Source organism: Flaviflexus huanghaiensis, from assembly GCF_014118685.1.
Taxonomy (GTDB): Bacteria; Actinomycetota; Actinomycetes; order Actinomycetales; family Actinomycetaceae; genus Flaviflexus; species Flaviflexus huanghaiensis.
The window spans coordinates 64,999-89,220 of record NZ_JACFAK010000010.1 but is presented as its reverse complement, the minus strand read 5'-3'; the positions used below and the strand labels follow the sequence as shown (position 1 = coordinate 89,220).

At 63.6% G+C, this 24,222-nt stretch carries 23 protein-coding genes and 1 riboswitch; of the genes, 22 read left to right on the top strand and 1 reads right to left on the bottom strand.

All coding sequences use genetic code 11. The features are described 5' to 3' along the window. Positions 1–39 precede the first annotated feature (39 nt). From pyrR to H7E91_RS08730, 12 genes are all read left to right on the top strand, one after another. Positions 40–576, top strand: a complete 537-nt coding sequence (pyrR, locus tag H7E91_RS08785; protein WP_182354724.1) for a bifunctional pyr operon transcriptional regulator/uracil phosphoribosyltransferase PyrR — start codon at positions 40–42, stop codon at positions 574–576. Beyond that, entirely contained in the window at positions 573–1,529 is a 957-nt protein-coding gene (locus H7E91_RS08780) for an aspartate carbamoyltransferase catalytic subunit (protein ID WP_182354723.1), read from the top strand. Before pyrR ends, H7E91_RS08780 begins: the two co-directional genes overlap by 4 nt. Next, a complete protein-coding gene (locus tag H7E91_RS08775; RefSeq protein WP_182354722.1) occupies positions 1,526–2,809 on the top strand; it encodes a dihydroorotase in 1,284 nt (427 codons plus the stop codon). The genes H7E91_RS08780 and H7E91_RS08775 overlap by 4 nt, the downstream gene beginning before the upstream one ends. Then, positions 2,806–3,972, top strand: coding sequence for a glutamine-hydrolyzing carbamoyl-phosphate synthase small subunit (gene carA, locus H7E91_RS08770; RefSeq protein WP_182354721.1), 1,167 nt, complete (start codon positions 2,806–2,808; stop codon positions 3,970–3,972). Before H7E91_RS08775 ends, carA begins: the two co-directional genes overlap by 4 nt. Then, entirely contained in the window at positions 3,972–7,253 is a 3,282-nt protein-coding gene (carB, locus tag H7E91_RS08765) for a carbamoyl-phosphate synthase large subunit (RefSeq protein WP_182354720.1), read from the top strand. Before carA ends, carB begins: the two co-directional genes overlap by 1 nt. Next, complete coding sequence (pyrF, locus tag H7E91_RS08760) at positions 7,250–8,050, top strand: orotidine-5'-phosphate decarboxylase (RefSeq protein WP_182354719.1); 801 nt, start codon at positions 7,250–7,252, stop codon at positions 8,048–8,050. Before carB ends, pyrF begins: the two co-directional genes overlap by 4 nt. Positions 8,051–8,159: 109 nt before the next feature. Next, positions 8,160–8,471 (top strand): integration host factor, actinobacterial type, encoded by a 312-nt coding sequence (gene mihF, locus H7E91_RS11560; RefSeq protein ID WP_182354718.1) that lies wholly within the window; start codon positions 8,160–8,162, stop codon positions 8,469–8,471. Continuing rightward, complete coding sequence (gmk, locus tag H7E91_RS11555) at positions 8,471–9,028, top strand: guanylate kinase (protein ID WP_182354717.1); 558 nt, start codon at positions 8,471–8,473, stop codon at positions 9,026–9,028. Before mihF ends, gmk begins: the two co-directional genes overlap by 1 nt. A 31-nt stretch (positions 9,029–9,059) precedes the next feature. Then, on the top strand, positions 9,060–9,329 hold the full coding sequence (rpoZ, locus tag H7E91_RS08745; RefSeq protein ID WP_182354716.1) for a DNA-directed RNA polymerase subunit omega: 270 nt from the start codon (positions 9,060–9,062) through the stop codon (positions 9,327–9,329). Then, a complete protein-coding gene (gene coaBC, locus H7E91_RS08740) occupies positions 9,329–10,573 on the top strand; it encodes a bifunctional phosphopantothenoylcysteine decarboxylase/phosphopantothenate--cysteine ligase CoaBC (protein ID WP_182354715.1) in 1,245 nt (414 codons plus the stop codon). The genes rpoZ and coaBC overlap by 1 nt, the downstream gene beginning before the upstream one ends. Positions 10,574–10,584: 11 nt before the next feature. Then, the gene (metK, locus tag H7E91_RS08735) at positions 10,585–11,784 is read left to right on the top strand and encodes a methionine adenosyltransferase (RefSeq protein ID WP_422111038.1); all 1,200 of its coding nucleotides are present in this window, start codon (positions 10,585–10,587) and stop codon (positions 11,782–11,784) included. A gap of 17 nt (positions 11,785–11,801) precedes the next feature. Further along, entirely contained in the window at positions 11,802–13,715 is a 1,914-nt protein-coding gene (locus H7E91_RS08730) for a primosomal protein N' family DNA-binding protein (RefSeq protein WP_182354713.1), read from the top strand. A 90-nt stretch (positions 13,716–13,805) separates the two neighbouring features. On the opposite strand, the gene H7E91_RS08725 is transcribed toward H7E91_RS08730, so the two are convergent. Continuing rightward, complete coding sequence (locus H7E91_RS08725; RefSeq protein ID WP_182354712.1) at positions 13,806–14,456, bottom strand: hypothetical protein; 651 nt, start codon at positions 14,454–14,456, stop codon at positions 13,806–13,808. Positions 14,457–14,633: 177 nt separating this feature from the next. Here H7E91_RS08725 and fmt point away from each other — a divergent pair, with 177 nt between their 5' ends. The 10 genes from fmt to aes all read left to right on the top strand — a co-directional run bounded on the left by fmt (position 14,634) and on the right by aes (position 24,200). After that, positions 14,634–15,542, top strand: a complete 909-nt coding sequence (gene fmt, locus H7E91_RS08720; RefSeq protein ID WP_182354711.1) for a methionyl-tRNA formyltransferase — start codon at positions 14,634–14,636, stop codon at positions 15,540–15,542. Continuing rightward, on the top strand, positions 15,539–16,945 hold the full coding sequence (locus tag H7E91_RS08715; protein ID WP_182354710.1) for a transcription antitermination factor NusB: 1,407 nt from the start codon (positions 15,539–15,541) through the stop codon (positions 16,943–16,945). The genes fmt and H7E91_RS08715 overlap by 4 nt, the downstream gene beginning before the upstream one ends. A 13-nt stretch (positions 16,946–16,958) precedes the next feature. Beyond that, the gene (gene rpe, locus H7E91_RS08710) at positions 16,959–17,624 is read left to right on the top strand and encodes a ribulose-phosphate 3-epimerase (RefSeq protein WP_182354709.1); all 666 of its coding nucleotides are present in this window, start codon (positions 16,959–16,961) and stop codon (positions 17,622–17,624) included. Between the two features lie 14 nt (positions 17,625–17,638). After that, positions 17,639–17,757: riboswitch (FMN riboswitch) on the top strand. Between the two features lie 61 nt (positions 17,758–17,818). Then, positions 17,819–18,568 (top strand): ABC transporter permease, encoded by a 750-nt coding sequence (locus H7E91_RS08705; RefSeq protein ID WP_277814803.1) that lies wholly within the window; start codon positions 17,819–17,821, stop codon positions 18,566–18,568. Then, a complete protein-coding gene (locus H7E91_RS08700) occupies positions 18,565–19,533 on the top strand; it encodes an ABC transporter substrate-binding protein (protein ID WP_182354708.1) in 969 nt (322 codons plus the stop codon). The genes H7E91_RS08705 and H7E91_RS08700 overlap by 4 nt, the downstream gene beginning before the upstream one ends. A gap of 114 nt (positions 19,534–19,647) precedes the next feature. Then, positions 19,648–19,911 (top strand): phosphoribosyl-ATP diphosphatase, encoded by a 264-nt coding sequence (locus tag H7E91_RS08695; protein WP_182354707.1) that lies wholly within the window; start codon positions 19,648–19,650, stop codon positions 19,909–19,911. A 10-nt stretch (positions 19,912–19,921) separates the two neighbouring features. Further along, positions 19,922–20,764, top strand: a complete 843-nt coding sequence (gene hisG, locus H7E91_RS08690; protein WP_182354706.1) for an ATP phosphoribosyltransferase — start codon at positions 19,922–19,924, stop codon at positions 20,762–20,764. A 20-nt stretch (positions 20,765–20,784) separates the two neighbouring features. After that, entirely contained in the window at positions 20,785–21,186 is a 402-nt protein-coding gene (locus H7E91_RS08685) for a PH domain-containing protein (RefSeq protein ID WP_182354705.1), read from the top strand. A gap of 673 nt (positions 21,187–21,859) precedes the next feature. Next, a complete protein-coding gene (locus H7E91_RS08680) occupies positions 21,860–23,224 on the top strand; it encodes an MFS transporter (RefSeq protein ID WP_182354704.1) in 1,365 nt (454 codons plus the stop codon). A gap of 4 nt (positions 23,225–23,228) precedes the next feature. Then, entirely contained in the window at positions 23,229–24,200 is a 972-nt protein-coding gene (gene aes / locus H7E91_RS08675; protein ID WP_182354703.1) for an acetyl esterase, read from the top strand. The last annotated feature ends 22 nt before the right edge of the window (positions 24,201–24,222 follow it).

Sequence of the window (24,222 nt, the reverse complement as noted above, 5' to 3'; positions counted from 1 at the left end):
TCCTTTAACTACCGTCCTGTGAGGCGGCAAGGAGTCCACATGAGTCAACGAACTGTCATGAACGATGGCGACATCTATCGTTCAATCACCCGCATGGCGCACGAGATTATCGAGCGCAACGAGGGTGTTGAGGATGTCATCTTGCTCGGCATCCCATCACGAGGTGTTCCTCTCGCCCACCGGCTCGCCGCGGCGATTGAGAAGGCAGGCGGCGGAGGCGTCGATGTTGGATCGCTCGATGTGACGATGCACCGAGATGATCTGCGCCGAAACCCCACCCGAGCACCAGCCCCAACTCTTATTCCCGACGATGGTATTGACGACAAGATCGTCGTCCTCGTCGACGATGTCCTCTACTCCGGGCGCACAGTCCGCGCTGCCCTTGACGCGCTGACGAGCATCGGCCGGCCCACCGCGGTCCAGCTCGCTGTCCTCGCGGACCGCGGCCACCGTGAGCTCCCGATCCGGGCTGACTATGTGGGGAAGAACCTGCCGACCTCCCGCTCTGAACGGGTCGACGTTCATGTCGCCGAGATCGACGACAACGACGCAGTTATCATTGAGGATCCCCGATGAAGCACCTGCTGTCTGCCGGCGAGCTTGACCTCGCCGAGGCCCTGACGATCCTCGACACGGCAGAGACGATGCGGGACACGAACAAGCGCTCGATTCGGAAACTGCCTGCCCTGGCGGGACGGACGATCGCAATCATGTTCTTCGAGGACTCAACCCGCACTCGTCTTTCCTTCGAAGCCGCCGCGAAGCGGCTCTCCGCTGACGTGCTGAACTTCAGCGCGAAAGGTTCCTCTCTGTCCAAGGGGGAGTCCCTCAAGGACACCGCCCAAACGCTCGCTGCCATGGGGGCGGAAGCGTTTGTCATGCGGCATTCCGCCTCCGGTGCTGCGCACCGGCTCGCCCATTCGGGTTGGATCGATGCCCCCGTCATCAACGGCGGGGACGGCACACACCAGCACCCGACGCAGGCTCTGCTCGACGCATTCACGATGAGGAGGCACCTTGTCGGTGCCGACCGGCTCGGCAAAGACCTGACGGGTAAGAAGATCGTCATCGTCGGTGACATTCTCCATTCGCGTGTCGCCCGGTCGAACCTTGACCTGCTGACGACTCTCGGCGCCGAGGTCACACTCGTGGCGCCGCCGACCCTGCTTCCTGTCGGCATTGAAGGCTGGAACGCGACGATCAACTACAGCCTCGATGATGCGATTGACGCCGGTCCGGATGCCATCATGATGCTTCGTGTTCAGCACGAGCGGATGACCGGGGCCGGGGGAGGGTTCTTCCCCTCACCGGAGGAATACCACCGGCTTTACGGCCTCAACATGGAGCGGATGAGCAGGCTCCCAGATCACACGATCCTCCTTCACCCCGGGCCCATGAACAGGGGCCTCGAGATCTCGGCCGAAGCGGCCGACCAGGATCGTTCCGTTGTCCTCGAACAGGTTGAGAACGGCGTTTATATCCGAATGGCAGTCCTTTATCTGACCCTGGCAAGCGAGGCGGCAGCATGATTCTCTTCACAGGCGCATCTATCCTCGGCAAGCAGGCTGCCGATATCCGCATCGAGAACGGGTCGATCACCGAGATCGGCCAGGGCCTCGAACCGAATGGCGCAGATGTCATCGAGGCCGCCGGCCTCATTGCCCTTCCGGGCCTTGTCGACCTCCACACCCACCTGCGCCAGCCGGGCCGCGAGGACGCCGAGACCGTCCTGTCCGGCACAAAGGCTGCCGCCGCGGGCGGGTTCACGTGCGTTCATGCGATGGCGAACACGACTCCGACGCAGGATACGGCTGGTGTGGTTGAGCAGGTTGGCAAGCTCGGCAAAAAGGCCGGCTATGCCTACGTGCAGCCGGTTGGCGCCGTGACCGTCGGGCTTAAGGGCGAGAAGCTCGCCGAGCTTGAGGCGATGTTCGAGAGCCGGGCAAACGTCACGATGTTCTCCGATGATGGGATGTGTGTTTCCGACCCGGTCCTCATGCGCCGCGCTCTGGAATACGTGCGCACGTTCGGCGGCGTCATCGCCCAGCACGCCCAGGAGCCGCGCCTGACGGAAACGGCGCAAATGCACGAGGGTGAAGTGTCGGCCGAGATCGGGCTGGCCGGATGGCCGTCCGTCGCCGAAGAGTCGATCATCGCCCGCGACTGCCTGCTCGCCAAGCAGGTCGGCTCCCGCCTGCACGTGCTCCACGTGTCAACGAAGGGCAGCGTCGATATCATCCGCTGGGCAAAAGAGCTCGGTATCCAGGTGACGGCCGAGGCGACCCCGCACCACATCTCTCTCGACCACACGTATGCTCGCTCTTACGATCCGCGATTCAAGGTCAACCCGCCCCTGCGGACGCATGACGATATCGAGGCCCTCAAGGCTGGCCTCGCTGACGGAACAATTGACACGATTGGCACCGACCACGCGCCACACCCTGTCGAGGCGAAGGACTGCGAATGGGGGGCCGGGGCGTTCGGAATGACGGGGCTGGAAACGGCACTCGCCGTTGTCCATCAAGAGCTCGTCGCTCCCGGGCTACTCGACTGGGCCGATGTTGCCCGGGTCATGTCGACCAAGCCTGCGCAGATCGGCCGGATGGCGGATCAGGGCCGGCCCATCGCTGTCGGCGAGCCCGCCAACCTCTGCTTCTACAATCCGGACAAACCGGTCGTTGTGCGTGGGAAGGAGCAGAATACGAAGTCCACCAATACCCCGTGGGAGGGCGTGACACTGCCCGGCCAGGTCACGCACACAGTGTTTCGCGGCCGCCTCACGTGCCGCGACGGAAAGGTCATCGAATGAGAGAACCAGCGCTCCTCGTCCTTGAAGACGGAACGATCTTCCGCGGCAGGGCATGGGGCAGGCGAGGCCGAACCACCGGCGAAATCGTGTTCTCAACCGCGATGACCGGCTACCAGGAGACGTTCACGGACCCGTCCTACCACCGCCAGATCGTCGTCATGACAGCCCCCCATATCGGGAACACGGGAGTGAACTCGGACGACAGCGAATCGGATCGGGTGTGGACCGCGGGCGTTGTCGTCCGCGACCCCGCCCGCCGGGCGTCGTCATGGCGGGCCGAGGGCGAGCTGGAAGACTACCTCGTCGAGCACGACGTCGTGGGAATTTGCGACGTCGATACCCGCGCCATCACCCGTCACATCCGCGAACGCGGCGCGATGCGAGCAGGGATTTTCTCAGCGTCGGCACTGCCCGTCGGCGCCGAGACCGGTAGCCAGCAGGCGATCGACATTCTTCTCGGACTCGTCAACGACTCGCCTGCGATGACGGGGGCGGACCTCGCCTCCGATGTGTCGACGGCGTCGCCGTACGTCGTCACGCCACGCGGTGAGTTCTCGGAACCGGTCGCGCGGATCGTCGCGGTCGACCTAGGGATTAAGAACCGTACGCCCTGGCAGTTCGCCGAACGCGGGGTCGAGGTGACGGTCGTTCCCGCGTCCGTCACCCTCGCCGACGTTCGGGCGCTCACCCCCGACGGAGTGTTCTTCTCGAACGGGCCCGGTGACCCGGCGGCGGCAGATGCTCAGATCGATCTGCTGCGGGGCGTGCTGGATGCGGGGATTCCGTTCTTTGGGATCTGCTTCGGCAACCAGCTACTTGGCCGCGCTCTCGGGTTCGGCACGTACAAGCTTGACTACGGCCACCGGGGAGCGAACCAGCCTGTCCTCGACCGCGAGACCGGTCGCGTTGAGATCACGGCCCACAACCACGGTTTTGCGGTCGATCTGCCGGTCGACGAACCGACGCAGGCACCATATGGAGGGGGAAGATACGGCCGTGTCGCGGTCTCGCACGTGTCCCTTAACGACGGGGTCGTCGAAGGCATTCGGTGCCTCGACATTCCCGCCTTCTCCGTCCAGTTCCATCCTGAAGCTGCCGCCGGTCCCCACGACGGCGAGCACCTGTTCGATCGTTTCATTACCCTCATGAAGGAGGTGGGCTGATGCCCCGCCGCGACGATATCTCGTCCGTCCTTGTCATCGGTTCCGGGCCGATCGTCATCGGCCAGGCCGCCGAGTTCGACTATTCGGGCACCCAGGCCTGCCGAGTTCTCAAAGAGGAGGGGCTACGCGTCATCCTCGTCAACTCCAACCCGGCGACGATCATGACGGACCCGGAGCTCGCCGACGCGACGTACGTTGAGCCGATTCGAGCCGATGTCCTGACGTCGATCATCGAGAAGGAGCGGCCAGACGCCCTGCTCCCCACTCTCGGTGGCCAAACCGCCCTCAACGCGGCAGTTGAGCTGTCCGAGCTCGGCGTGCTCGAGACATACGGCGTCGAGCTCATCGGCGCCCGCCTCGACGCGATCCAGGCCGGTGAGGACCGTGACGAGTTCAAGAAGGTCGTCGAGACGTGCGGCGCCGAATCCGCCAGGTCCTTTATCTGCCACACGATCGAGGAATGCCTCGATGCGGCCGAGGAGCTTCACTACCCGGTTGTCGTGCGACCGAGCTTCACGATGGGAGGGCTTGGCTCTGGGTTTGCCTGGAACGAGGATGACTTGCGCCGCATCGCCGGAGCAGGTTTGCACTATTCGCCGTCGACCGAGGTCCTCCTCGAAGAGTCGATTCTTGGCTGGAAGGAATACGAGCTCGAGATCATCCGCGACCAGGCTGATAACTGTGTCGTTGTCTGTTCGATCGAGAACGTTGACCCGGTCGGCGTCCACACGGGCGACTCCATCACTGTCGCTCCCGCGCTCACGCTGACCGACAGGGAGTATCAGAACCTGCGAGACATTGGCATCGCCGTTATCCGCGAAGTCGGTGTCGACACGGGCGGCTGTAACATCCAGTTCGCTGTCGACCCGGCCACCGGCCGTGTTGTTGTCATCGAGATGAACCCGCGTGTCTCGCGTTCCTCTGCCCTCGCCTCGAAGGCGACCGGCTTCCCCATCGCGAAGATCGCGGCCCGGCTCGCACTCGGATACACGCTCGACGAAATTCGCAACGACATCACGGGCACGACGCCCGCGTCTTTCGAGCCGTCGATCGACTATGTTGTCGTCAAAATCCCGCGCTTCGCGTTCGAGAAGTTCCCGGCAGCCGATGACACGCTGACAACGACGATGAAGTCCGTGGGTGAGGCAATGGCCCTCGGGCGGAACTATGCCGACGCTCTGCAGAAGGCTATGCGATCGATCGACAAGAGCGGGTCATCCTTCACGTGGGACATCGAGGAGAGCCTCGAGGAGCTACTCGAGCAGGCCGGTGAGTCGACCGAACATCGACTTCGCACCGTTCAGCGGGCACTGTACCGCGGCGCGACGATCGAGCAGATGTTCGAGATCACGAAGATCGATCCGTGGTTCCTCGACCAGCTCGTTCTCATCAACGAGATTGCGGACGAGGTCCGCACCGCTCCGGCTCTCAACGCTGACCTTCTCGCTCACGCGAAACGGCACGGATTCTCTGACGCCCAGATCGCCCGGCTGCGACACATGGGGGAGGAGGCAGTCCGGGAGATCCGGCACGCCTATGCTCTGCACCCCGTATACAAGACAGTCGACACGTGCGCCGCCGAGTTCGCGTCGTCGACTCCCTACCACTACTCGAGCTACGACCTCGAAAGTGAGGTTGCCCCACGTGAGCGGCCTGCCGTCATCATCCTCGGTTCGGGCCCAAACCGGATCGGGCAGGGCATCGAGTTCGACTACTCCTGCGTCCATGCCACGCTCGCGCTACGGGACCGGTACGAGACGGTCATGATCAACTGCAACCCGGAGACGGTGTCAACGGACTACGACATGTCGGACCGTCTCTACTTCGAACCGCTCACACTCGAGGATGTCCTCGAGGTGTACCGGGCCGAATGCGAGGCGGGCCCAGTCGAGGGCATGATCGTCCAACTCGGTGGGCAGACGCCCCTGTCTCTCGCGGCGGACCTCAAGGCCGCTGGAGTGCCGATACTCGGCACGTCACCGGAAGCGATCCACTCCGCGGAGGACCGTGGCGAGTTTGGCGGGGTCCTCGCACAGGCAGGGCTGCCCGCACCAGCGTTCGGCACCGCCATGACGACGAAGCAGGCGATCGACACCGCCGACCGGATCGGTTACCCGGTTCTTGTGCGCCCCTCATATGTGCTCGGCGGGCGCGGCATGGAGATCGTGTTCGACGAGGCTCAGCTACGGGACTATCTCGTGCGTATGGTCGGCCAGGGCGGGGATGCGAACCGCAGGGTCGCACCCCTCCTCATCGATAAGTTCCTCGACGATGCGATCGAGATCGACGTCGACGCGCTCTATGACGGCCACGAGTTGTTCCTCGGCGGGATCATGGAGCACATCGAGGAGGCTGGCATCCATTCCGGCGACTCGGCCTGCGTTCTTCCCCCGCTCACCTTCGGCCAGCCAATGATCGACCGGATCCGCCAGTCGACCGAGGCGATCGCGGAAGGGGTGGGGGTCCGGGGGCTGCTCAACATCCAGTTCGCGCTCGTCTCTGACATCCTCTACGTCATCGAGGCGAACCCGCGAGCATCCCGCACTGTTCCGTTCGTCGCGAAGGCGACCGGCGTTCCGCTGGCGAAGGCGGCAACTCGGATCATGACGGGCGAGACAATCGCCGATCTCAAAGCGGACGGCCTCCTGCCGGAGCAAGATGCTGGGCGGGTCGACATCAACCCCGTCACAGCTGTCAAGGAAGCCGTGCTGCCCTTTAAGAGGTTCGCAACGAAGGATGGTCGGATTGTTGACTCTCTTCTCAGCCCAGAGATGAGGTCGACCGGTGAGGTCATGGGCCTCGACTCCACCTTCCCCCTCGCGTTCGCCAAGTCCCAGGCGGCCGCCTTCGGCGGCCTGCCGACGACGGGAACGGTGTTCGTGTCAGTTGCCGACCGCGATAAGGGATCGATCATCTTCCCCGTCATCGGGCTCATCGAGATGGGCTTCGAGGTCTGCGCGACAACAGGAACGGCCGCTCTCCTTCGCAGGTACGGCGTCCCAGCCACCGAGGTTCGCCGGAACTCGGCAGGCCGCGGCCCGAACGGCGAGCCGACGATCTCCGACCTCATCACGGCCGGGGAGATCGACATGGTTGTCAACACTCCGTCCGGATCGGGTACCCGTGCCGACGGTTACGAGATCAGAGCGTCGACGACGGCAGCCGACAAGCCGATCATGACGACGGTCCAGCAGTTCGGTGCCGCAGTTCAGGCGATGCAGGCGATGAGCCGGTTTGACGTCACGTCCCTGCAGGAGCACACCGCAAGGCGGGCGGGTTGACGTTCGCCGAGCGGCTCGCAGCAGCCCAGGAAACGTTCGGGCCGGTCTGCGTCGGAGCGGACCCCCACGCCTCGATTCTCCAGGCGTGGGGCCTGCCCGACAACCCAGCCGGTCTCGCCCGTTTCGCGGAGATCTTCGCCGGCGCCTTCGCAGGTTCTGTCGCGTCAATCAAGCCGCAGGTCGCCTTCTTCGAACGGCACGGCTCGGCCGGACTCGCCGTCCTCGAAAACCTCATCGGCACCTTCCGGGACGCTGGCACCCTTGTCGTGGCCGATGCAAAGCGCGGCGACATCGGGTCGACGATGGAGGGGTATGCGCAGGCTTGGCTGGGGCAGGGGCCGCTCGGCTCCGATGCGGTGACGCTCAGCCCCTATCTCGGAGTGGGCGCGCTTGCTCCCGCCTTCGAGCGTGCAGCAGAGAACAACCGCGGTGTTTTCGTCCTCGCCGTCACGTCGAACCCGGATGGCGCATCGATTCAGGGTGCGGGCACACCGCCCGTCGCTCAGCGGATCATTGATGAGCTAGCTGAGTGGAATGAGCGGCTGTGGCCCGGCAGGGCCGGGTCAATCGGTGTTGTCATCGGTGCCACGGCGGGGCCGAGGCTCACCGAGTGGGGCATCGCCCTCGACCACCTCCATGGCCCGATCCTCGCACCCGGAGTCGGCGCCCAGGGTGCCACACGTGCCCAAGCGGAGGCGCTCGCGGCTGGAAATCCGCTCATCATCCCGGTCTCTCGTGCGGTCCTTCGTTCAGGTCCGGACATGTCCAGCTTAAAAGATTCCCATCTCACATTCTAAAGCGAAAACGTACGTTTTTACTTTGTTAATCTGGCGGTGCTCATGTCACGAACTTGAGCGTATTCCGTCGTCGTGCACAACGACCGTGCATTGAAAGTTTGGAGCATCCATGGCACTTCCGTCCCTCACACCCGAGCAGCGGCAGGCAGCCCTTGACAAAGCAGCTGTCGCGCGGAAAAAGCGTGCAGAGCTCAAGAAGTCTCTCAAAATGGGAGAGGTTGCCCTGAGCGAGGTTCTCACCCTCGCGCAGACCGATGAGGTCATCGCTAAGCTCCGGGTCTCGGCCCTCCTGGAAGCGATGCCGGGCATCGGTATCGCGAAGGCTCGCGCGATTATGGACCGTACGAACATCTCTCCGTCGCGGCGCGTCGGCGGACTAGGACCTCACCAGAGGGCCGCGCTCGTCTCTTTGTTCAGCTAGTGACGACACGGGCTTTCGTCATCTGCGGCCCGACCGCGGTTGGCAAGGGCACGGTTATCCGTCACCTGCTTGCTCGAGAGCCCAACATCTGGCTCTCGATCTCCGCGACGACGCGGCCACCCAGGGAGGGTGAAGTAGACGGGGTCCACTACTTCTTCGTCACCCCCACCGAGTTCGATGATCTCGTCACGGCGGGCGACATGCTTGAGTGGGCGACCGTCCACGGAGTGAACCAGTACGGCACTCCGCGCGGGCCCGTGCTCGATGCGATGGCGGCGGGCCGGGACGTTCTGCTCGAAGTCGATCTCGCTGGCGCACGCCAGGTGCGCCAATCCTTCCCCGAAGCGGTTCAGATTTTCCTCGCCCCGCCAACCTTCGAGGACCTTGAGGAGCGGCTTGAGACCCGCGGTACGGAGGGGCCAGCTGAACGGGCCCGACGGCTCGAGACCGCGCGGGTGGAGATGGCGGCGGCAGACGAGTTCGACCGCATCGTCATCAACGATGACGTGGCACGGGCCACCGATGAGGTCCTGTCGATTATGTCGAGCATCAGATAGACTGAATCGCTGAGCAATCGGAAAGGCTGACATGTACGGAACCGTTCCAGAGCCGGAAGGCATCACCTACCCTCCCATCGACGATCTTCTCGAGAAGGTCGACTCGAAGTACGCGCTCGCCGTGTACGCCGCTGACCGCGCACGTCAGATCAACGACTACCGCCAAGAGCTCATGTCCGCCGACGGCAACGTCGTTCATGTCGGGCCGCTCGTCGCTTCCGATCCTGAGGAGAAGCCTCTGTCGATTGCGCTGCGGGAGATCGTTGAGGACAAGCTCGTCCTCGACCAACCCGAAGCCTGATGTCCACTCGTACCGCACGGGCCCACGGTGATACCGCGGGCCCGTCTCGCATTGTTATTGGGGTGACGGGCGGAATCGCGGCCTACAAGTCCGCCATCGTCGCCCGCCTCCTCATGAAGGCGGGTCACGATGTCCGCATCGTCCCAACCGCCTCAGCGCTGAAGATGGTTGGCGAGTCAACGTTCGCGGCCCTTTCCGGCCACCCCATCCATACGACGGTGTGGGACGACCCTGAGGCCGTCGAGCACGTGCGAGTCGGCGTCGAAGCCGACCTTCTCGTTATCGCGCCCGCAACAGCGAACACGATAGCGAAGCTTGCCTACGGCATCGCCGACAATCTCCTGACGGCGACCGCACTCGTTGCGACGTGCCCGATCATCATTGCCCCGGCCATGCACACCCAGATGTGGAACCATCCCGCCACGCAGGCAAATATCGCAACCCTGCAAGAACGCGGCGTCACGGTTCTCGAACCCACAGAAGGTCGCCTTACTGGCGCCGATTCGGGTGTCGGCAGGTTGCCCGAGCCAGAACACATTGTCCAGGCCGCTCTCGGTTTGCTGACCGAGCAGGACCTCGATGGCCAGCGGTACGTCATCTCTGCCGGCGGCACGCGAGAACCGATCGACCCGGTCCGTTTCCTCGGCAACCGGTCGACCGGCCGCTTCGGCGTCGCCCTCGCCCTCGCCGCGGCACACCGGGGCGCCGTTGTCGACCTCGTTGCCTGCAATGTCGATGAAGCCTTACGGCCGCACCACCCGCTCATCACAATCCATGAGGCAGGGACAGCTCTCGAGCTGCAGGAGAAGATGCTCGAGCTCGCTCCCGGGGCGCAGGCCCTCATCATGACAGCCGCGGTTGCGGACTTCCGGCCAGCGAAGATGACCGGCTCAAAGGTGAAGAAGGGGCGCAAGGCCCCCGATGTCGAGCTTGTCGAGAATCCCGACATCCTCAAAGGCCTCGCCGCTGACCGGTCGCACGGCGCGTTTGTCGTCGGCTTCGCGGCTGAGACCGGTGATGAGCAGGGCACGGTCCTCGACTACGGCCGGGCTAAGGCACAGGCGAAGGGTGCGGACCTCCTCATCGTCAACAGGGTCGGCGAGACCGCGGGCTTCGGCGACGTCGACACGACGATCACGATCCTCGACTCTAGCGGCGAGATTCGCGCCGAACATACTGGGACAAAGTCTCAGATGGCGGGAGTCGTCATCGACACCATCTTTTCTGTCAGAAAGGGCGTTTAGGCTTGACAACCGTGCAGCCTTTCACTTCTGAATCAGTCACAGCCGGCCACCCCGATAAAGTCTGTGACCTCATTTCCGACCGGATTCTCGATGCGATCATTGCGAACGACCCTCACGCGCGGGTCGCCATCGAAACGATGGTGACCACGGGTCTCGTCCATGTCGCTGGCGAACTCAACACGAGCTCGTACGTCGAGATCCCGCACATCGTCCGGGAGACCCTCATTGACCTCGGGTACGACAGCTCCGAGGTCGGCTTCGATGGCCGCTCCTGCGGCGTGTCCGTGTCAATTGGCCAGCAGTCGCAGGACATCTACGACGGCGTCCATCATTCCCTTGAAGCCCGCCAGTCAGATGGTGAGGTGGACAAGTACTCTCGAGAAGGAGCGGGCGACCAGGGGCTCATGTTCGGGTACGCGACGAACGAGACTGACGTTCTCATGCCGATGCCGATCTTCCTCGCCCACCGGCTCGCCGAGACTCTGACCGACGTCCGAACATCAGGGAAGGTCCGTGGGCTACGCCCCGACGGCAAGACTCAGGTAACGATCAACTACGACGAATCCGATAAGCCGGTCAGCGTCGACACGATCGTCGTCTCTACCCAGCACGATGAGGACGTGACGCAGGAGGAGCTCCTTCGTGAGATCATCGACCACGTCATCACGCCCGTGCTCGATGAGTACGCCACGCACCTGGACCGCAGCGGAATGAAGATTCTCGTCAACCCGTCCGGCCGCTTCGTTATTGGCGGCCCCATGTCCGATGCTGGGCTGACCGGTCGGAAAATCATCGTTGACACGTACGGTGGCATGGCCCGCCACGGTGGCGGCGCCTTCTCCGGCAAGGACCCATCAAAGGTTGACCGCTCTGCGACGTACGCGGCCCGCTGGGTCGCGAAGAACATCGTCGCCGCCGGGCTCGCTGAGCGATGTGAAGTCCAGGTCGCCTACGCCATCGGCCAGGCCCACCCGGTTTCGGTCCGCGTTGACACGTTCGGGACGAACACGGTCCCGGTCGAGAAGATCACGAAGGCGGTCGACAAGGTCTTCGACCTCAAGCCGCTCGCAATCATCGACCAGTTGCAACTCAAGCGCCCCATCTATGCCCAGACGGCGTCCTACGGTCATTTCGGTCGCGAGCTTCCCGACTTCACGTGGGAGCAAACCGACCGGGTCGAAGCGCTCCGAGCCGCCATTGAGTCCCTGTGACGTGGTGATATAGCCGAGTGGACGACACTCTCTTCGAGCTGCCGGCACAGCCCGCCCTGCTTCCCGCAGAGCGGGCTGTCCGCACTGTCGAGTCCTCTGTCGAGAATCCAATCGCTCGGATCATCCTCGACACGCCCTTCTCATGGCCCGATAAGGACTATGACTATCTCGTGCCGGAAAGTCTCGATGAGGCTGCCGTTCCCGGTGTTCGGGTTCGGGTCCAGTTCGGATCGAAGCGCCTGACCGGGTTCTTGCGGGAACGGGGCAGAACGACGGATGCGGGCTCGCTCAAGCCGCTCCTCAAGGTCCTCGGAGAGCCAGTCGTTACGCCCGAACTGTTCGCTCTTGCCGACCGCATCGCCCGCCGGCAGGTGTGCTCACGCCACGATGTCCTGCGAGGTGCGGTGCCGCCACGGCACGTCCGCGCCGAGAAAGCTGTTGCGGCTCTTCGGCCGCCGCTGTTCCCGACCATCGACCCGCCCGAGCCGTCGTGGCTGGGAACAGCTCCCGTCAGCGGCAGGGAACTGCTCGTGCCAGCTGGGCGAAGCACGTGGGAGGCGATCGCGTGGTCAGTGCACGCCGCACTTGCCGCAGGTCAGCGCGTCCTCGTCGTTGTTCCGACAGCGCTCGAGGTCGACCTGTGCAGAACGGCGATCAGCGAGCGCTTGCCAGCTGAGCCAGTTGCCCTCGTCGAGGCAAGCACGTCCCCGGAGACCCGCTACCGTCACTTTCTCTCGGCCATGACAGGCCGTGCACGGGTCGTTCTTGGCACCCGTGCGGCAGCCTTCGCGCCGATCGACGCCGGGCTACTCATTGTCGTCGATGAGCAAAACGACGCGATGAGGGACAGGCGCAGCCCGTACATGTGGGCCGACGAGGTGCTTCGTATGAGGGGCACAGGGCGCACCTTCTTGCGCTTCAGCTTCCCGCCGAGAATCCACCTACCCCAACCCGACACCGTCTCGGGCGGCCTGTGGCCGAACGTCACCCGGGCCGAGCAATGGGCCGGAGACCAGCGCGGTCTATTACCACCCGCTACGTTCACAACAATCCGTCGCGGCCTCGAAACCGGACCCGTCATTGTCTCTGCCCCGCGGGCCGGCTATGTGCCAGCACTCGCCTGTCAGCGGTGCGGGAAGAAGGCCGTGTGCCAGCAGTGCGGGACGAGCCTCGCCGTGCCGACGCCCGGCACCCCCGCCTCGTGCGCGACGTGCGGGACCTCGCAGTGGCGGTGCGAGTGCGGTTCGGCCGCCCTGCGGGCTGTCGCCCGCGGCTCAAGCCGCGTGGCCCAGGAGCTGGCCGCCGCGTTCCCAGGAATCGGAGTGGAAACGGTGCGACGCAGCTCCGAGCAATCCACCCTCCCCATCGTCATCGCCACCCCGGGAGCCGAACCGGACCGTGAGTTCTCCGCGGGCGTCATTCTCGATGCTGGGTCGAGGCTCGCGAGCCTCTCGCTCGATGCGGAGATCGAGGCGGTGGGCAGGTGGGCCCGAGTGGCGAGCCGCGTCTCTCAGCACGTTCTCCTCACCGGTGGGGTTCCACCGCACCTCGCTGAGGCTCTCGCGGCCCGCAACATTGACTTTATCGAGCCGCTCGTAGCCGAGCGGGAGGCCCTCGGCCAGCCGCCCTTCCACCGGTGGTTCGCGATCTCTGGGCAGAGGGTCGACATTCAGCGCTTGCTCGGCGGCATCGCCGCCAGGCTCGAGGGCGAGGCGCCACCCGAACAGGGCATCGCAGCCCTCCTGGCGGGCGGCGGCCGCCAGGTCTTCGCGCGCGGCATCCACATCGTCGGGCCGGTCGAAGAGGCGGATGGCGTGACGCTCCACCTGCACGAGCAGGCGCCTGCCGAGCGGCTCGCCCGCGTCCTTCGAGAGACCCTTCAGAAGCTGGGGCAGCTCGCCGTGCGGGTCGAGGCGGATCCAATCATCTGAGGCTACGAACCGGCGCTGTCTGATGCCGCCGGGTCAGTGCTCGCTCTGTTGTGGCAGTCTTGCCAGAGTCGGATTGGAATGCGCAGGGCGTCAGCGAGTGGGGTCTGCCTCGGGGAACTCAAACGTGACGCGGATGTTGGGATCGACGGCAGTGACAATGCCCGTGTAGAAGGCCTCGGCCTGATCCTCGAGAAGATCCCTGTTCGCGTTGACGTGTACGTCGACATTCTGATCGTTGAGGATCTGGTTGATGACGTCCGGCTCATCGATGTCAGGGGAGACCCAGCTCAGTGCCCCGTTATCCTCGAGCGCCGTCTTGAACGTGATGTCGTCGTGGCCGATGAAGATGAACTCGGGGATGGTGATGTGGAGGCCATCCTCGCCCCGTTGCTCGATCTCGACGTCCTCGCCGTTGATGCCGAGCTTCGCCTGGAAGTTGTACTGAAGGAACAGCGCCCTGCCGCTCCCGGGAACGCTGCGGCCGAAGACTGTGCGGGAGACGCGCTCCTCGGTGATCCCCTGGATCCCCAGGCCCATGAGAACGATCTCTTCGCTCCTCTCAAGGGAGTGCACGACGAGGCTGTGGTCGGACTGCTCCTCGGTGCCAAACATTGTCGGGAAAGAGTTCGGCAGGATCATGCCAATGGCGAGTGCGACCACGGCTACGACTCCGATGGGCCAGAGGCGGAGCAGCTTCCGGTGGCTCCGGGCGCGCCTTTGCGTCTCTGGTGTGTCGACCACGCTGTCTCCATTCCGCGCGCCGCTCTGCACGCTCCATCAGGCTAAGGACTGTCGCACACCAGGCACCGCTTTTGGTCGTGACCTGCCGTGGTGGTGAGATGCAGGGTCAGGCTAGGACCCATCTCCCAGAGCTCAGCCCGCCCAGGTCGCCATGCTGGCGGACCGTAGAATGAGCGTATGCGCATCATCTTCGCCGGCACCCCGGCCACCGCAGTACCCTCGCTCATTCGCCTTGCCGAGGAGCATGAGGTCGTCGCTGTCCTCACGAGGGCGCCCGCCCCAGTGGGCAGGAAGCGCGTGCTCACGGCCTCGCCGGTTGAGGCGAAGGCACGTGAGCTCGGCATCGATGTCCTCACTCCGGCGACCCTCAAGGACCCGGCCGTCCACAAGCAGATCGCGGAACTCAACCCGGAGATCGTCGCCGTCGTCGCCTACGGCCTCATCATCCCCGAGTCGCTGCTGGCAGTGCCCGCTCACGGCTGGATCAATCTTCATTACTCTTTGCTGCCGCAGTGGCGGGGCGCGGCCCCCGTCCAGTACGCGGTCGCCGCCGGTCAACGAACAACGGGGATTGCGACATTCCAGATCGAGCAGGGCCTCGACACGGGCCCCGTGTTTGACACTGCGGAGGTTGAGATCGGTCACCGTGAGACCGCGGGGGAGTTACTCGAGCGGCTCTCGGACATGGGCGCCGACCTGCTCGCGAGAACTCTGTCATCGATCGCGGATGGAACCGCGAACCCTGTGCCTCAGGCAGGTGAGCCGACCTACGCGCCGCAGCTGAAGGCCGCCGACGGGCGGCTGGACCTCACCCGCACCGCGGCCGAGCTTGACGCGCAAATCCGCGGTTTCACGCCCGCACCGGGCGCGTGGACGACGTGGCACGGGGACCGGGTGAAGATCGGTCCGGCCGAGCCGGTCGACGTCGACCTGCCCGTCGGGGAGATCTCGGTCGGCGATGATGTGCTGCTGGGTACGGGCGCCGGGTCGCTCAGGCTCGACCGGATCGCGCCCCCGGGGAAGCCGTGGATGAGGGCGGCCGACTGGGGGAGAGGCCTGCGTGAGGCGGTAGTCTGGGGCTCATGACTGACAGACCAACGAACTGGCGCCCGGGGCGCATGGAATCTGACCCTGCACGGCTCGTCGCTCTCGATGTGCTCGAGCAGGTCCGCGATGGGGCGTATGCGAATATCGCGCTACCGGCGACCCTCCAGAAGGCTGGTCTCACGGGACGGGGGAGGGGCTTTGCCACCAACCTCACGTACGGCACGCTCCGCATGATGGGCAGGTGGGATGCGATCATCGAGCGCTGCGTCCAGGGCCGGCCCTTCGACGAGATCGACCCACTCGTTGTTGACATCCTCCGCCTCGGAGCGCATCAAATCCAGGGCCTCGATGTCGCGATTCACGCGGCCATGAATGAGACCGTCAACCTTGCACGCAACGAGGCGGGCTCCGGCGCTTCAGGCTTTGTCAACGCCGTTATGCACCGCATCAGCGAACGCACCGCTGCCGAATGGGATGACATCCTCGCAAAGGAGCTCGCGGCGCAGGGGCCGCGGGCGGTGCTCGCCGCACAGACCTCCCACCCCGAGTGGATCCTCGAGGTCTACGAGAAGTCGCTCGAGGCGTCGGGGCGCAGGGTCGAAGATCTCGGCGACGTGCTCGCCGCCAACAACGAGCCCGCCCGCGTCGCCATCGCACCCCGCGCTGTCTCCCGGGAGACGGTCGTGCGGGATGCTGAGGACGCTCGCGCGACCCCGACCGAGGGTTCACTCCTCGAGGAGGCCGTTGTCCTCGAGAGGGGCAATCCGGGCCGGATGCAGTCGATCCGCGATCACAGCGCGGGCGTGCAGGATGAGGGGTCCCAGCTCGTCGCCCACCTTGTTGCCAAAGCGCCGCTTGAGGGGCGCGATACCGAATGGCTTGATATGTGTGCAGGGCCGGGCGGGAAGGCGGCGACGATGGTAGCGCTGGCAGATCCGTCGGTCACGATCTTTGCCAACGAGCTCCACGATCACCGGCTTGACCTTGTTGCGAACGCAGTCGAGCCGTTCGGGGATGCTGTTGTTCTTCGCGAAGGCGATGCTCGCTCGCTGAACGAGCCGAATCGGTTCGACCGTGTCCTTGTCGACGTGCCATGCTCGGGACTCGGTTCGCTACGCCGCCGCCCCGAGGCACGCTGGCGGAAGACATCGGAGGATGCGGAGGGGATGACAGATCTTCAGGTCGGATTGCTTGAGGCCGCCATTGACTCCGCTCGTCCGGGTGGTCTCGTCTGCTACTCGACGTGCTCACCCGATGTGCGGGAAACCCGGGAGATCGTTGACCGGTTCACGGACAGGGTCGAGGTGCTCGATGCTGTCGAGATCGCCCGTAGCATCGCGAGGCCTGGTTCTTTAGACACGGTCAGGGGCCCATATCTCCAGCTCTGGCCGGACGAGCATGATACTGACGCCATGTTTGCCGCCATTCTCGTGAAGAAGTGAGAAACTGGGAGACATGACCACTCTCATCTCTCCCTCCATTCTCAATTCCGATATCGGCCACCTCGCTGGCGAACTCGAGAAGATCTCGAACGCCGACTGGGCTCACGTTGACGTCATGGACAACCACTTCGTCCCCAACCTCACGTGGGGTGTGCCCGTCATCGAGGCTGCAAAGAAGTACTCGCCAGTCCCGATCGACGCACATCTCATGATCGCCGATCCCGACCGCTGGGTGCCGAGCTTCGTCGAAGCGGGTGCTGACTCTGTCACCTTCCACGCGGAGGCTGTTGCGGCCCCGATCCGTCTAGCCCGCGAGGTGCGCGGCATGGGAGCACGGGTCGGTATCGCTCTCAACCCCGCCACCCAGATCGACGATTACATTGACATCCTCGACGAGTTCGACATGGTCCTGTGCATGACAGTTGAGCCGGGATTCGGCGGCCAGCCGTTCCTCACCAGCGTCATGCCGAAGGTTCGGCGCCTGCGTGAGCTCATCAACAAGAAGGGCCTCGAGACGTGGATCCAGGTCGATGGCGGCGTCAGCGTCGACACGATCGAACAGGCCGCCGAGGCAGGCGCGAACAACTTTGTCGCCGGATCCGCGGTCTACAGGGCTGAAGATGCGGCAAACGCTGTCGATCAGCTTCGTGAGCTGGCTCGCAAGTGCAGCCATTCATGAGGTGATACGATAGGGGCGTGTTTCGGGGTCGGTGAAAGTCCGAGCCGGCGGTGATAGTCCGCGACCCGCGCAAGCGGTTGATGGGGTGAAATTCCCTAACCGACGGTGAAAGTCCGGATGGGAGAAACACGTCTGGCTGTCGCGCCCAACGTGCGCGGCGCGTGCCCGCTGTCCCCGGAATGCGCGGAGGACAGTTGCGACACTTCGCACCGATCGGTTTCGGTTTGCTGGTGCTGGCCCTGTGGTGGTCCGTCGCTGAATCGGGCGCAGTCCCGACATATTTCCTTCCCCATCCCGTGCGCGTGTGGGACACGCTGTGGGCTGGGTTGACCGAGGGCTACCTCATCCTTGCGGCTCGCGAGACTCTTATTGCCGCCCTGTTGGGGTGCACCGCCGCCACGATCATTGGCATCCCGCTCGGCTACCTCATTGCCCGTTCCCGCGTCGTCGCGGCCATGTTGGGCCCATATTTGGCAGCATCGCAGGCGGTTCCAGCGGTTGCTCTCGCCCCCCTTCTTGTTATTTGGATCGGCTATGGCCTCCTGCCGATTACCGTCCTGTGCACAATCATCGTCATCTTCCCCGTCGTCATCTCGACAGCCCTCGGCATTCGCGAACTCGACCAGGACATCATTGATGCGGCACGGCTCGACGGGGCCGGCAGGCTCAACCTCATGCGGCGTATTGAGATGCCGCTCGCATTGCCCTCCATCCTCGCCGGTATCAGGACCGGCTTCACGCTCTCCATCACCGGCGCCGTCGTTGGCGAAATGGTCATGGGCGGGGACGGCCTGGGGGCCGCCCTGTCGAAAGGTCAGGGCTCGACCGCAAACGTCGCCCAACTCTTCGCCGTCATCGCGGTCCTCATCGTCCTCGCTGTCGGCATCTACCTCATCCTCACGTACGTCGAGCGTGTCCTCGACATCAGAAAGGGAATCTCATGAAAAGAATCGTCGCAGCTCTGGCAGCAGTCGCTCTGCTCGGTGCATGTGGTGCACAGACGGAGGAGGCTGAGTCGGTGACCGTCGGAATGTCGTACGTGCCTGACGTCCAGTTCTTCCCGTTCTACGTCGCTGACCACGAGGGTTTCTTCGACGATGCTGGAGTGGCTGTCACGCTACGTCACCACGGGGCGCAGGAGCCTTTGTTCACGGCGCTGACAACCGGCGAAGAGGACGTCCTCTATGCGGGTGGGGACGAGGTCATGTACGCCCGAGCGGAGGGCATCGACGTCGTCAACTTCGCGACGCTCTACCAGGAGTACCCGGTGACTCTCATCGTCCCCGAGGATTCTGACATTACAAGCCCGGCTGATCTTGAGGGCCGAAGCGTCGGCCTGCCCGGAGAGTACGGCGCAAACTGGTTCGGCCTCCTTGCCATGCTTGATGAATACGAGCTTGAGAACGTCGACATTCAAAGCATCGGCTTCACGCAGATGGCGGCGCTGTCTCGCGGGGATGTCGATGCCGTTGTTGGTTTCATTAATAACGACGCTGTCGCCATGGAATCGCAGGGCTTTGATGTGCGCACAATTGATCTCGCGCCGAATCTGCCTCTCATTGGTCCGGGCCTCAGTGCCCGCGGTGATTCCTTCGACGAGTTCACCGACGCCTACGCCGCCATCCTCGAGGGCGTCGAGAAGGCAATCGACTTCGCGGCTGAGAACCCCGAGGAAACGATCGACATCGTGACGACGTATGTTCCCGGCATGAGCGACCCTGAGGTCCGTGCAGCAGCGACACTGACCTTCAATGCGACACTGCCTCTCTATCAGGGCGATGGCAGGATCGGTGTTCAGGACACCGCGAGGTGGGAGGCGATGAGCGAGTTCATGTCTGGCACTGGCCTCATCTCAACCGACGTGCCTGCAGACGAGGCAATGACAACGTCTGTCATCGACGCACGCTGACCCGACGAGTCCCGCACGTTCCTGTGCGGGACTCGTGCATGACGATGCCTTCCGCTGGGTGCCCGTTCCTGGGCGCGAGGTGAGGAGCGTGGCCGATGCGCATAGACTGGGCGCGTGAAGAACTTCGAAGAACTGTTCGCCGAACTCAGCCAGAAGGCCAAGGACCGCCCGGAGGGATCGGGTACCGTCAAGGAGCTCGATGCCGGGATCCATACGATCGGGAAGAAGATCCTCGAAGAGGCGGGCGAAGTGTGGATTGCGGCCGAGTACGAATCCGACGAACAGGTCGCCCTCGAAGCGTCCCAGCTCATCTACCACCTCCAGGTCATGCTCATCGCCAGGGGACTGACCCTCGATGACCTCTACCGCTACCTCTAAGGACTTTTCCGTGCTGAGAATCGCTGTCCCAAACAAGGGTTCCCTGTCCGAACCCGCATCGACCCTTCTCGCCGAGGCGGGCTACCGCCAGCGCCGCGACCCGAAAGAGCTCGTCCTGCTCGACGAGACAAACGGCGTCGAGTTCTTCTTCATCCGCCCGCGGGACGTCGCCGTCTACGTCGGCGCGGGAACCGTTGACGTCGGCATTACGGGCCGTGACCTCCTCATCGACTCCGATGCCGAGGCGATCGAGCATCGCGCCCTCGGATTCGCCCGCTCTACATTCCGCTTCGCAGCGCCTGGCGGATCAATGTCGACCATCGACGAACTGCAGGGCAAGCGGATTGCCACGTCCTACGACCAGGTCGTGACGAAGCACTTGTCGGACAAGGGCATCGACGCGACAGTCGTCCACCTTGACGGAGCAGTGGAATCCTCCGTGCAGCTCGGGGTTGCGGACGCCATCGCGGATGTTGTGGAGACGGGGTCGACCCTGCGAGCTGCGGGCCTTACCGTCTTTGGTGAGCCGCTCATGCTGTCCGAAGCAGTTCTCATCCGTCGCGCCGGAGAAGAACCCGAGGGGCTCGAGATTCTCGACCGCCGCATCCAGGGCGTCCTCGTCGCCCGCGGCTACGTTCTCATCGACTACGACATTCACACGAGCCACCTCGATGACGCGGTCAAGTTAACGCCGGGCCTCCAGTCACCGACGGTCTCGCCGTTGCATGATGGTGAGTGGTACGCGGTGCGCGCCATGGTGAAGAAGGACGACAGGAACAAGGTCATGGACGGGTTGTACGACGTCGGTGCCCGTGCCATTCTCGTCACCCCGATCCTCGCCTGCAGGCTGTGACGCGCACGTTTCGACCCCGAATGGCGAGGTACGTGACTGCGGGCCTCGCCGTTCTCCTCATTGCCTCGACGGCGGTCCTCTTCGCTATGGCGCCGAGTTTCGGCATCTACGCGTGGGGGACCGTCGACTACATCGGTACCGTCATTCTCCTTGCCTTCTTCCTCTGGTTGCTGTGGATCCAGTACCAGGTCCGCGTTGAAGTCCGCGACGAGGGCATCTACATCAAGAACCTCATCTACGCCCATAGCCTCGAGTGGGGGCAGATCGTCGGGGTCGACTTCGGTGAAGGCCCGTGGGTGAGGATCGATACAACAGACGGCCACGTCGTGTCCGTCATGGCGATCCAGAGCGCCGACGGCGACTATGCACGGAGGGAAGCCGTTCGGCTCGCGACACTTATCGACAGGAAACAGTCTGCCTAGCACGGCAGGCAATGAGAACTGAGAGTCGAGCTGGGCTGGACGTTGCTCAGACGACGCGCCGGAACCGAGCTGTGTCCAATGTCATGACCCTCGGCGCGGGCGCGGCGCCCGTGACATTCTCGCGAACGTACGAGGCAAAAGTGCTCAGGGGGATGGGCTGACCACCGCCGAAGCCCCATGCGGCCTCCTGCTGCGATAAACCCATGTGCTCACGCGTTGTCGTGCGTCCAGCGGACTTTGTTCATGAGTCGTGCATGCCCGAGTGTGCGCAGGACCATGACGGTTGGGCGGTTTATAACTACAACGACGTTTATACGTGTACTCGTTGGAGAGACGTGCGCCATAAATCGGTCGTTTCGGACGCTAGCCGTCCGTGTGAGTCGGACCACGGCGGGCGTAGCTCGTGCTGGGCCGAGAGGACCGGCCCTCGGTTGCGAACGGCCGGTGTGACGTCCGGGACGCGTGGGCGGCCGAATCTGCGGCGTATCCGCCGTCAATAATTCGGACGAAAGCCGTCCGCAGGATCTGCACCTTGGTCCCACGAACTGGTGGAACGTCGCGCCGATGATTATTTCTGTGCGGGGCGACCTGGCTCGCACGGAACACGGTTCGTGATCCGCACATATATCTTTCCAGCCGGTGGCGGCGCTCCCATTTTTGAAAGGCAACAACCATGATCAATCTTCGTGAGGAGGTGCGGGCGACCGACCTGTCCAAAGGTCACAGAATTTTCCTCCTTATTCTCGTTTCAATGGGCAGTTCGATTATTTATGCACCCGCCTATCTTAAGAACGTCATCTACGATCCGCTGATGGAGGCGCTCAACGCCAACAACGAGCAGATCGGTTCGCTCATCACCGCGTACGCCATCACGGCGACGATTTGCTACCTGCCCTCGGGAATCATTGCGGACAAGATCCGCATGCGCACGCTGGCGTGGGTTGGTTTCAGCTCGACCGCGGTCCTCACGTTTATGTACGGCCTGCTTCCGTCAATGTTCATGCTTCACGTCATCTTCGTCGGCATGGGCGTGACGACGATTCTCATCTGGTGGGGGATTCGCTTCAAGCTTGTCCGTCTCATCTCGGAAGAGGACGAATACTCGCGCAACATCGGCCTGTCGTACGGCGTTTACGGCGCAGCCGGCCTCGTCATGGGTGTCATCCAGCTCGCCATCATTTCGTGGATGGCGTCGAACATGGACATGGCGGTTCGATCCCTCATCTGGATCCTCGCGGCCATCATTCTCATCCTCGGCGTTCTCTCCTACCTCTACATTCCGAAGTTCGAGGGCGAGATTGCTGATACGAAGGCGAACGGCTTCTCACTGTCGGAGCTGCGTGACGCACTCCGGTCGCCAGTCGTCTGGATCGCCGCAGCCACGATGTTCTGCGTGTACTTCTACTACACGGGAGTCTCGTACACGACTCCGTACCTCACGTCGGTTCTCGGTGCGAGTGTTGGCATCGCAACCTTTGTGTCGGTTATCCGCACCTACGGCGTCACGCTGCTGTCAGGGCCGGCGTTCGGCTTCATGGCGAAGGCAGTCAATTCCCCGTCGAAGATCATCGGGGCGGGCTCCCTTGTCACGGCGATCTCGATCATTGTCCTCACCTTCCTTCCGAAGAACGAGGCGGCGACGATCATCGCGGCTCTCATCATTGTTCTCCTCGGCTTCATCGCAAACGGCGTGTTCGGCATCGTGTCTTCCCAGCTCACGGAGGGCAAGGTTCCGCTGACGATCTTCGGAACCGCAACCGGCCTGCTCTCCGTTGTCGGCTTCCTTCCGGACACGTTCTCCTCGAAGTGGTTCGGCGCCATGATCGACGCCAATGGCAACGATGCGTACCCGCAGATCTTCGGGATCCTCGCTGGCGTCGCGGTGCTCGCCATGGTGTTCGCCATCGCTCTGATTCTCTACGTCCGTAAGACCAACGGTCGCCCGGTCGACGCAGATGCGCTCATCGAGGGCGAGATCGCTCCGCAGGGCCCCATCCCACCGGTCCCCGCCGAGGCAGCTGTCCCGGAGGTGAAGTAGGTCCGTGGTCAATAAGATCGATGTCCCCTCTCGCTGGACGAACGAGACAGGCGAGGCGGTGGCGAAGCAGAACGAGCTTGCCGCTGACGTCTACTCCACAGGTCAGAGCATCGAAGAGATGAGGGCGGGCTACCGCACGGAGCGCGCCTACTGGAACGAGGGTGGTCCGGTCATGGCCGCCACGGTTGACGGTGTCATCCCCACGGACCACGGCGATATCGCGGTCCGGATGTACAGGCCGACGACGGATGCTGTTCTTCCAGTCATCTTCTTCACTCACGGCGGTGGCTGGTGCCTTGGGGACCTCGATACCCACGACAGGATGACTCGGATCCTCGCGGAGGAATCAGGCGCGGCCGTCATCGCCATCGACTACGGGCTCAGCCCGGAGACGAAGTATCCGACAAATCTGCAGCAGTGCGTCGCCGTCGTTCAGGCGGTCCGCGCAGCTGCGGGTGAGTGGGGAATCGACGGCGACGATGTGTCATTCGCTGGCGACTCGGGTGGCGCCCACATTGCGCTCGCCTCATACCTCTACCTGCGGGAGGTGGAGAAGGCTGCCGATAACGTTCGTGCCCTGCTCCTCTTCTACGGCTGGTTCGGCCTACGCGACTCTCCCTCACAGCGCCGCCTCGGCGGCCCGTGGGACGGCATCACCCAAGACGAGCTGGCCTTCTACATCGGCCAGGCACTCGCCGACGAACGTCAGATCGAGGACCGATTCCTCGACCTGTTCCGCAACGACCTGACGAGGGACATGCCGGCGACCTACATCGTCGCCGCCGAGCTTGATCCCCTGCTCGATGATTCCCGGCTACTCGCCGACATCCTTGAGTCCTCGGGGATCCCGGTCAAGCTCGACATCTACGAGGGAATCATCCACGCCTTCCTCCATCATTCACGGCTTGTGCCGGAGGCGGGAGCGGCCCTTGCGGCCGCGAGCGAGTTCTATCGCGCACAAGCCAGCCAGTCCTAACACATCAGACACAGAAAGAAGT